This is a genomic window from Moorena sp. SIO3H5 (assembly GCF_010692395.1).
Classification (GTDB): Bacteria; Cyanobacteriota; Cyanobacteriia; order Cyanobacteriales; family Coleofasciculaceae; genus Moorena.
Map to the genome: position 1 here is coordinate 1 of NZ_JAAHHS010000281.1, position 10,183 is coordinate 10,183.

The 10,183-nt window shown below is 44.2% G+C and carries 9 protein-coding genes and 1 pseudogene; 3 read left to right on the forward strand and 7 right to left on the reverse strand.

The genetic code is table 11. The features are described 5' to 3' along the window. From F6K52_RS25055 to F6K52_RS25065, 3 genes and pseudogenes are all read left to right on the forward strand, one after another. Positions 1-200, forward strand: a pseudogene (locus tag F6K52_RS25055) (mechanosensitive ion channel protein MscS); the annotation flags it as partial. Between the two features lie 427 nt (positions 201-627). After that, the gene (locus F6K52_RS25060) at positions 628-1,812 is read left to right on the forward strand and encodes a mechanosensitive ion channel domain-containing protein (protein ID WP_293084437.1); all 1,185 of its coding nucleotides are present in this window, start codon (positions 628-630) and stop codon (positions 1,810-1,812) included. A 411-nt stretch (positions 1,813-2,223) separates the two neighbouring features. Further along, entirely contained in the window at positions 2,224-3,375 is a 1,152-nt protein-coding gene (locus F6K52_RS25065; protein ID WP_293084440.1) for a mechanosensitive ion channel domain-containing protein, read from the forward strand. A gap of 52 nt (positions 3,376-3,427) precedes the next feature. On the opposite strand, the gene F6K52_RS25070 is transcribed toward F6K52_RS25065, so the two are convergent. From F6K52_RS25070 to arsM, 7 genes are all read right to left on the reverse strand, one after another. Next, positions 3,428-4,273, reverse strand: coding sequence for a phosphate ABC transporter ATP-binding protein (locus F6K52_RS25070; protein WP_293084444.1), 846 nt, complete (start codon positions 4,271-4,273; stop codon positions 3,428-3,430). Between the two features lie 146 nt (positions 4,274-4,419). Continuing rightward, on the reverse strand, positions 4,420-5,331 hold the full coding sequence (gene pstA / locus F6K52_RS25075; protein WP_293084448.1) for a phosphate ABC transporter permease PstA: 912 nt from the start codon (positions 5,329-5,331) through the stop codon (positions 4,420-4,422). Then, positions 5,324-6,181 (reverse strand): phosphate ABC transporter permease subunit PstC, encoded by an 858-nt coding sequence (gene pstC / locus F6K52_RS25080; RefSeq protein WP_293084451.1) that lies wholly within the window; start codon positions 6,179-6,181, stop codon positions 5,324-5,326. Before pstC ends, pstA begins: the two co-directional genes overlap by 8 nt. A 10-nt stretch (positions 6,182-6,191) precedes the next feature. Beyond that, entirely contained in the window at positions 6,192-7,046 is an 855-nt protein-coding gene (locus tag F6K52_RS25085; protein WP_293084454.1) for a phosphate ABC transporter substrate-binding protein, read from the reverse strand. A 149-nt stretch (positions 7,047-7,195) separates the two neighbouring features. Then, the gene (locus F6K52_RS25090) at positions 7,196-7,501 is read right to left on the reverse strand and encodes a metalloregulator ArsR/SmtB family transcription factor (protein WP_293084457.1); all 306 of its coding nucleotides are present in this window, start codon (positions 7,499-7,501) and stop codon (positions 7,196-7,198) included. An 80-nt stretch (positions 7,502-7,581) separates the two neighbouring features. Then, entirely contained in the window at positions 7,582-8,577 is a 996-nt protein-coding gene (gene arsS / locus F6K52_RS25095) for an arsenosugar biosynthesis radical SAM (seleno)protein ArsS (RefSeq protein ID WP_293084460.1), read from the reverse strand. A gap of 104 nt (positions 8,578-8,681) precedes the next feature. Then, positions 8,682-9,650: an arsenosugar biosynthesis arsenite methyltransferase ArsM gene (gene arsM / locus F6K52_RS25100; protein WP_293084463.1), complete on the reverse strand. Its 969-nt coding sequence runs from the start codon at positions 9,648-9,650 to the stop codon at positions 8,682-8,684. Between the last annotated feature and the right edge of the window lie 533 nt (positions 9,651-10,183).

Consider the following 10,183-nt stretch of genomic DNA (forward strand, 5'->3'; position numbering starts at 1 on the left):
TAGTTGTATTTTCCCGCCTTGAACAGAATGCTCGTGTGATTAAAATTAGGGTATTTGTGATTGATCCTAAGCTCTACTATGATGTCCAGAACAACTTGAATCTAGCTGTATTAGAAATCCTGGAAAAAGAGGAGATTGATCACCTGCATATTGAGCTGGAAAAGGAAATTGAAGACTACAAAAAGATGAAGGAAGTTTAGTTAGTGAGGTGGTATCTAAATCCTAGGAATCCTTTGAAAAAGCGATGCAGCGCTGGCTCCCTTCGAAGCTGCATCGCTTTTAGGTGCGCACCGCCACGCGAATTTAATTCTTAATGGTAAGAGCGCACCTTTGAAATTAGGCAAAAATAATAAAATTTCCACGCCCGGGTCCCAAACTCCCCACATTCCCTGCGCCCGGGCTCCTTCTTTTTTACAAATATTCAGATGCACCCCAGATAGTAAACGTTTCAAACTCGCTCCTAGGGTGCTACGCAAACGGGCAATTGCTCTAAATCCTGTTTATTACATACCTAGTAGGATTCGCTCAATTCGCAACTTATAGTAAAATCGTTTCGCCAATCGATTTGCCATCGACTTGCCATTTAGCTAGGCGGTCGATCTCTGTTAGTGTATTTTGGTCGAAACGATGGAAAACCTTCAGGGTACATTCAACACTACAATCAACCTAATCACAGAAAGGATATTTGATTCCGACTTCCAGCTCGCCAACATTCCTGTTTCCACGATAGTTATTGTGGTGCTCATCCTTCTCCTTACCCAGATATTGCGAGGCTTGTTCAGTTCAATAATCATTCACAGACTCGAGCTGATAACTAGCCGTACAGAAACTACCCTAGACGATGAGTTCATTAGCATTCTTAAGCAACCATTAGGCTGGCTAATTTGGCTGGCTGGACTATGGCTAGTCTATCTAGTTGTGGCAAGCCATCTTACTTCTGAACAGAATCAGAAAATCCCCGAGATTCTCTCTGTGAGCGCTCTGTTCATTGTCACGTATATTATTTACCGTGGTGCTCCACTATTGGGGGAGCTTCTAGCCGGATTGGCGGCAAAAACTGAAACTGAACTCGACGATTTGTTAGTCCCCTACTTTCCAAGGCTTTTTCAGATCGCAGCAATCCTGATTGCTGCCAGTAAAGCCAGTGAGATTTTGTTGGGGGCATCTGCTGGTGCATTGATCGGTCTACTCGGTGGCGCAGGTGTCGCCTTAGGTTTGTTATTAAAAGACATTATCTATGACTGGTTTTGTACAGTGGTAATCTATGCTGATGGTCTCTATAGACCCGGTGACTGGGTAAAATTAGACGGAATCAATGGTTTTGTTGAGATACTCAGTATTGGTCTGAGAAGCACAAAGGTTCGTATTATTACTGTGGGTGGTACTAAAAAAATTCCCAATTCTAAAATGATTGGTGGAGTTGTGGTCAATTATTGGTCACATAATCCTGGCGATACGTTGGAGTTGGGAGCGATAAATTTAACTCTGAAAATAGATGGAATTTCAGCGGAGCAAACTACCAGACTTTGTCAGGCGATTAAAGCAAAAATTCCGTCTATTAATGGATTGCACAAGCAGAAAATGTTCGTTTTATTATCCAGCATTGAAGAGAATGCTCGTGTGATTCTAGTTAGGGTATTTGTGATTGATAGAAAATTATATTTTGCTGCCATGAATGACTTGAACATAGCCATATTAGAAATCCTTCAGAAAGAAGAGATTGATCACCTGCATGTTTATCTGAGAAAAGAACTCCAAGACTACAAACAGCTAAAGGAAAATTTAGTTAGTGAGGTGGCATATACATCCTAGTAATCCTTTGAACAAAAGCTCACGGGGTGACAACAAAGCTCAAACCTATATAGGTGGCACGGTTAATGGTTTTAGGTGTTGGGTAAAATGAGCGCATCGGAGTCATTTGTATTTCCCAGCAATTGAAGCAATTTTCACGCATACTTCGTCAATGATAGTTTTAATCAATCCATACCCGCACGGACATTCTTCCCGCTTCACCTAACCCCATTAACAAACACCCCTGTAAGATTTTAAAGAGCGCTTGTCACCCCCTGAGTCGAGAATTCAGCAATGCGAGCACTATTGGGTCAATTCGCAACTTAGTCAATTCGCAACTTATAGTAAGATCATTCCACCAAGAGACTTGCCATCGACTTGCCATTGAACTAAGCACAGGTCGATCTCTGTTACTGTATTTTGGTCGAAACGATGGAAAACCTTAAGGGTACATTCAACAATACAATCAACCTAATCAAAGAAAGAATCTTTGATACCGACTTCCAGCTCCCCAACATTCCTGTTGCCACGATAGTGATTGTGGTGCTCATTCTCCTCTTCACCTATATATTGCGAGGATTTTTCACTTCAATAATCATTCACAGACTCGAGGGTCTGACCACCGGTACAGAAACCACCCATGACGATGAGTTCATTAGGATTCTTAGGGCACCATTAGGCTGGCTAATTTGGATCGCTGGACTATGGCTAGTACATCTAGTTGTGGCCACCCATCTTAGTGATACACAGAATCAGAAAATCCCCGAGATTCTGTTTGTGAGCGTTCTGTTCATTGCCACCTATATTCTTTACCGTGCTGCGCCACTACTGGGAGAGCTTCTAGCTCGATTGGCGGCCAACACTGAAACTGAACTCGACGATTTGTTCGTCCCCTACTTCCCAAGGCTTTTTCAGATCGCAGCAGTGATGATTGCGGTCATTAAAGCCAGTGAGATTTTGTTGGGGGCATCTGCTGGTGCACTGATTGGTCTACTCGGTGGTGCCGGTGTCGCCTTAGGTTTGTTATTCAAAGACATTATCTATGACTGGTGTTGTACGGTGATTATCTATGCTGATGGTCTCTATAAACCCGGTGACGTGATAGTATTGGACGGAGTAAGTGGTAGGGTTAAGATACTCAATATTGGTCTGAGAAGTACAAGGCTTCTTATTACTGAGTGGGGTTATATCAAAAAACTTCCCAATTCTCAAATGATTTCTGGAATTTTTGCAAATTGGTCAGATAAGACTGGGGATACAGTTCAGTGGGGCATAAATTTAAATCTGAAAATTGATGGGATTTCGGCTGAGCAAACTAGGCGAATTTGTCAGGCTATTAAACAAAACGTTCCCTCTATCGAGGGCTTGAACAAGGATAAAGTTTTAGTTGTATTTTCCCGCCTTGAACAGAATGCTCGTGTGATTAAAATTAGGGTATTTGTGATTGATCCTAAGCTCTACTATGATGTCCAGAACAACTTGAATCTAGCTGTATTAGAAATCCTGGAAAACGAGGAGATTAATCAGCTCCATGTTTCTCTGAAAAAGGAACTTAACTGGTTGCCTGATACCAGTATGAATTAGGAACAATCAAATGCTCCCCAGTAGGGAATTCGGAGTAGGAAAGAGCACAGCTTTATCCTCTAATTCCATTGATATAGGCAGCTGTCAAGGCTTGTTGAGGTGATTCAAAAATCTGCTCCACACAGCCGTATTCAATCAATCGTCCTACTGCTTCCTTTACCCAGAAGACGGCAGTATAGTCAGCAATTCGTCTGGCTTGAGCTAGGTTATGGGTAACAATCACTAGGGTGTAGCGTCCCCTGAGCCTAGCGATCAAATCTTCGACCACACCGCTGGATATGGGATCCAGGGCACTACAGGGTTCATCTAACAGAAGTACTTCCGGTTGCAACACCAAGGCACGAGCAATGCACAGGCGCTGCTTTTGACCACCAGACAGAGCAAGAGCCGAGGTGTGCAGTCGGTCTTTTACTTCTTCCCACAAACCCACATCCCGGAGTGCGGTTTCAATGAGCTGAGCAATGTTATCCCGGTTTTTAACACCATGTTCCCGCAACGGAAAGGCCAGATTCTTCCAGATTGAGAAGGGGAAGGGACTCGGCTTTTGGAAAATCATTCCAACACGACGACGAAGTGCAATTAGCTCCATAGCACCACGCTTTGCGATCGCATCCATCCGAGGACTCAGCACATCCACGGAACCAATGCGAATCCTACCGGTAACTTTAGCATTAGGAATTAAATCTGTCAAGCGGTTGAGGCAACTTAAAAAACTAGTTTTGCCACAACCAGACGGTCCCACTAGTGCGGTAATCGAACCTTTATAAATTGGCAACGATACATCAGCAAAAGCCGGTTTTGTCCCATAATGTAAACATAGCCGTTCGGTCTGAATCAATGGATCGTTTATAGACTGGCTTACCGGTAATCGCTCAATTGTTTCTAAAGGGTTAACCATTGTTTTTGATAATTAGTAATTGTAAATTATTAATTAGTAATTAGGTAAGCCGTCTGTCTTGGTGCGCTTTCCCATGGTCGGGAAACCCGACCGGGGTCGCACCGCAGCAATCAGCAATCAGCTTATTTTATTCAAAAGCTATCAGGTTAAGCTGATAGCTTACAAACAGACTCCACCTTCCGATGCAACCAATATTGAGTCATCCATGCTGCTGTACTATTAATCAGCAATAACAACACTAGCAACACTAAAGCTGAGGCATAAGCATTAGCATTTCCTCCTGTTACATTCATCGACAAATCAAAAATATGAATCGACAGCGATCGCCCAGAATCCAGCAAAGACTCTGGCATCCGATCCACATAACCACTAGTAAAGATCAGTGCTGCGGTTTCAGCGATCGCTCGCCCTATGCCTAACACTAATCCCACCACTAGTCCCGGTGCTGCGGCTGGTAACAGCAAATTCCAGAGAGTGGTAGTGCGGGATAAACCAAGGGCAGTGGCAGAAAGTCGATAATCATCACTAACGGCGCGAAACCCTTCCTCTGTTGATCGAATTAGGATTGGCAAAACCATACAGGCTAATGTCAACCCCCCAGACAAAATTGAAAAGCCTAGCCCTAGGGTTTTGCAGAAAAAGGCATTGCCAAATAGCCCAAACACAATCGAGGGTACTCCTGCCAGCACATCTAAGCTACGACGAACCAGACGCCCGAAAATACTCTTAGTATCTGTGAACTCAGCTAGCAGTATTGCTGTCCCTACTCCAATCGGAACAGAAACGGTCATACATACACCTAAAATTAGGAGAGTGGAAACCAGAATTGGAGCAATCCCTCCTTCCCGTCCAGCATTCTTTGGTGCAGTAGTCAGGAATTCCCAGTTAATTTGCCCGACACCGTGCCAGACGATATCACTCAAAATCCAGAGGAATACAGCAGTTACGAACAGTGCGATCGCCCAAATCATCACTGTTGAAACTTGGAAGTTGTCGATTGCAGGTTGGAAGTTGTCGGTTGTCGGTTGTGGCTTGGTTTTGGTAGGATTCTTACTCATAAATTCCTTCCTTGCTGATCATTTCTGCAATTGCTACCAGTACCAAAATTATTGCCATCAGCAGCAAGCCACTGACAAAAAGTGCTGAGCGGTGATTGCCCATAGCGTAAGCCATTTCCAAGGCAATATTGGCAGTAAGAGTTCGCATCGGCTCAAATAAGCTTTTGGGAGTTTGCACCACATTGCCACACACCATCAGCACCGCCATAGTTTCTCCAATCGCCCGTCCTGTTCCTAAAATCAAGCCAGTAAACAACCCCGACTTAGCAGCCGGAAACACAACACCTCTGACTGTTGCCCAGCGGGATAGTCCCAGGGCTGCTGATCCCTGTAGGTATTCTGGGGGGATTTTGGCAAAGCTAGCGTCTGCGGTCAGAGCAATAGTTGGCAAAATCATCAGGGTCAGAATCGCAATTCCAGCTAGGAGACTGGCTCCTGGTGGTTGGAAGCGTCCAATTAGGGGAACTAGCTTCACCAAACCCCAGAAGCCATAAACAACTGAGGGCATCCCTGCCAACAATTCAATTAGCCGTCGATAAAGTCCAGCAATCGGTGGAGGCGCGTAATACTGACAAAAGACTGCAGATAGAATTCCCAGGGGTGTGGCTACTAGCATCGCCCCAGCCGTGACCAACAGGGTACCCCAAAGCATCGGGGTGAAGTTGTACAGAGTTTCGGCAGGATGCCAGGATGGATCGGTAAAAAAGGGGAGTAATCCCACTTCTCCCAATACTGGCAGGGCTTCCGTGATTAGGAACACAACAATCAGCACCACGATAGCACCAGCCACCACAGCACAGCCTTGTAGGGTCGAGATCAGGAGAGAATCACTCCGAAAAAAATTGAGCATTCTTCATTCTTCATTCTTCGAGGGGGACAAAGTTTTGCTCTGTAACAATGTCTTGTACCTTTTGCGATCGCGAAAATTCAATAAATGCTTTATCTAACCCAACCGGAATAGTTTTGGTAACTAACGTCAGGGAACGAGATAGCGGAAAAGTGCCGTTTTGAACATTTTCTGTGGTTGCCGCTATTCCAGCAACGGGCAGTAACTTAATCGGAACATCCTGTTTGCTGCTATATTCTGCTGTGCCAATGGAGACATAACCAATCCCATTAGGATTACCCGCTACTGTTTTAATCCCCTGCTCATTATCCCCAATCACCACATCTGCCTTAATCTCGCTATTTTTCAGCTGGAAGTACTTCAGAAATAACTCTAAAGTAGAACGCCCCTCGGCTTTGTTCACTACTGTAATTGGTGCCCTCTTGCCTCCCACATCTTGCCAGTTATCAATTTTGCCCTGATAGATATCCACAATCTGTTGATTACTCAGGGATTGCACCGGATTAGTTTTATGGACGATAATGCCAATCCCATCACGAGCGATCGCAAACCCTTGCAGATCTTTCTCGCTCTGCTTTAGGTCACGAGACACCATGCCAATATCAGCGACTCTTTGGCGAGCATCTGCAATACCCCGAGACGAGCCTCCTGTTTGCACATCCACCCGTACACGAGGATTTTCTGATTCAAAACGCTTGCCAATTTCCGACGCCAGGGGGGCTACTGTACTAGAACCGGTTAAAACTAACTTACCCTGCAACTGATCTGTTAATTGGGTAGCTACTTCCGGAGATTGGGCACAGGATTGTAGCCAAAAGCAAGCTACTAAACCCATAGACATTGATGCCAGAGTTGTTAAATTTTTCATCAATCATCAGTCAGTCATCTTATCTATAAAATAATGAGAGTGCTCAGTTAGAATTGCTCAGTTAGAATTGCGGAATTTATCAATAATTTAAAATCCGCCAGACTTGATATCACTGACAACTCAAAACTGAGCAATTACTCAGCACTTTGTTAATCAAAACAGAGGCAACAACATCCCAAATCAATTGCTCTATTACCATTGCTTTGCCGAATGGTGAGCGAACACTGATAAAGCACCGCCTTACCATCTCGCGTCGCCCTCACAAATCCCTCATCCCGCAAAACTCTGAGATGATGGGATAGCAGGCTTTGCTCTATTCCCAACACAGCCTTGAGCTCTCCAACATGTTTTGGTCCTTCCATCAAAATTTCCAGAACAGTGAGACGAGTGTTGTCCGCTAAAACTTTCAGCTTACGGACACAGAATGCTTGAGATGATGGACGTTTTGAGTTCATGATTCAGCACTTGTTAGCAGTTGAATTATCATTGATATGAAAATTCATTCATATTATAATCAAAAAAAACTCTGATTAGATCAAATCAAAGCACCACCACAACTGGAACCAGACCCTGCTGTACAGCCATAACAATAGGAAGCAGTGCGAATTTCCTCAATGATGTCTAAACTTCCTGCTTCGATCAGTTTACTAACTGTCAACCTTTCTCCAGTGCCAGAGGTTGCTGCTACATTTTCCATCTGATTAAAATCGCAATCGTAGACATTACCCAGATAGTCAATAGACAATTCATTGCGACACATCAAATGCTCCACCGTACTGCCATTGAAACTATTTTCTAGAAACACCATATAGGGAGCATATAGCTTGGTGCGTTGTAAATGAAACTTTGTTCTACCAACGGGGATATTAGTAATTGTAAATAGCTGGTTAAATTCAATATCAAACTGTTTTTTTAGGAACACTTTATAATCCTTTTCCAACTTAACCTGATTAGGAGTGAGAGAAAAATTTTCACTCAGTGGCAAGGAGGGATTGTAGACCAAATCAATAATTAATTTGGGGTTTCTCCCATAGCCCAACCGATTCAGCCATTGAATCGCCCGAATCGAATCATCGTAAACCCCTTTGCCCCGCATTTTATCTACATTATCTTCCAGATAACAAGGCAAAGAAGCCACTACTCGTAATTGGTGCTTAGCGAAATAGTCAGGTATATCCTCATATCCCGGTTCAAAATAAATGGTCAAATTTGACCGAACAATCACCTCCTTTCCGGTTTCCCATGCTGCTTCAACTAATGGCTTAAAGCCATAGTTCATCTCTGGTGCTCCACCAGTCAAGTCAATTGTCTTAATTTGAGGAAACTGATGAATCAGCGTAATCAGCTGGTCACAAATTTCTGGAGAAAGTTCTTCAGTTCGTTTAGGACCAGCTTCCACATGGCAGTGACTACAAGCTAGATTACAACGCTTCCCCAGATTAATTTGTAAAACCGTGATTGGCTGTTTCCTTAAGGGAGCTTGCAGTTTTTTGCGGAACGGTGTAACAGCTGAAACGTCTGTTTGAATCATATTTTTATCGCCTTGGGATTGTGAGACTTATTAAGTCTAAAGTCTGTTCGCGTAGCGTCGGCTTCAGACTTCAGACTTCAGACTTCAGACTTTATCCTTAACCTCTAACAACAACCACCACCAACATAGTGCCAAGTTGAATCAGTGATTAAGATTTCTTCTGGATTCACCTTTCCTAATTTCCCAGCTGTTTTATCACAAACAGCTGCTGGCACACCACGGGAAAGGATGTGTCCCGCATTGTCATCAAAAAACTCTTCCGCGCCCATGTAAATTGCTGTCTTGCCAGTAAAAATACATGGTCCATCCTCTGGGATCACAACTTTGAAAGAAACAGAATCCAGACTTTCCAGCAGCAGGGGTTCTTCGAGGTTGTAGTTTTGGCAATCCAGAAGCCGATAGGGACGTTTTGCTCGAATTTCTACTTGACCAAAACCTGACTTGACCAGGTGCTGGACATAGGATTGATAAGTTAGCGCACCAGACAGACACATAGCTCGTAGCCGCTCATCTTCCTGTAGATGGGGTGGAATCGGACGAGTTGCAATCGGGTCACTCATTAAGAGTCGTCCACCTGGTTTTAAGACTCGATAGGCTTCTTTGAGTGCCTTCATCAGGTCAGCCGGTTCAAAGATGTTGAATAGGCAATTCTGAGCAACCACATCTACAGAATCATCTGGCATAGGTAGGGCAAAGGCATCCCCTTCCCGAATTTCCACAAAACTCTGGTCAAACCAGGAATTGTCTTCAGCAGCAATCTTCAGGTTACGGGTAGCAGCCTCCCGCATGGCCTGAACAGGCTCAACCGCAATCACACCCCCTGGACGTTGGGAAAAATAAGCAAATTGTAACGCCTCCAAGCCACCACCAACACCGACATAGAGGACAGTTGGCTGATTGCTGAGTTCTGTGGGATGTACCGTAGTACCGCAGCCATAATTCATCTCCGCCATCAGTGGAGGAATTTTCAGTCCTGGCAGTTGTAAGGGGCTACTTTGGACACAACACAAACCAACTTGGGGTGTTTGGGCGACTTCAGAATAAAATTCAGCAGTTGTTTCGAGATAGGTCATCAGAATCCTTTACTTGGCAAAGATGGTAATGCTATTTATAGTAGGGTGGAAATTGAAAACTAATTCTGAACCAGTATAGTTCCTCAGTTGAGCTTTAATGCTACAAAATTCATGTATCTTCTGATACCAAATCCCGGTTAAAAACCCCGTTGATGATTTTGATCATCATAGTCAGCGAAGCGCGGACTGTGTCATCTTCGAGAAGGCTTCGCCTATGTCTAGCCGCTATTTATTATTGGTTTAGGCTACAGGGAAGCTTTCAATGGGGGGTAGGTGGTAGGGGGTGGGGTGTGGGGACAAGTTATACTGGTAGGTTGGACTACTACTAAACTTGTTTGCCCCTAAAACAAAGTTTTTAGGCGGGGTATTAGACCCCTATGAGTAAGGGACAGTTTTTCCCCTACCCCCTACCCCCTAAACCCTACCCCGTGTACCGAAGGGACTGATAATAGGGGATTTGGAACTAACGGCGGTTGCAGGCTTGTGGTCGAATTTGCCTTCAGGCAAGCAACGGTAGAATACCTTGCCTCACC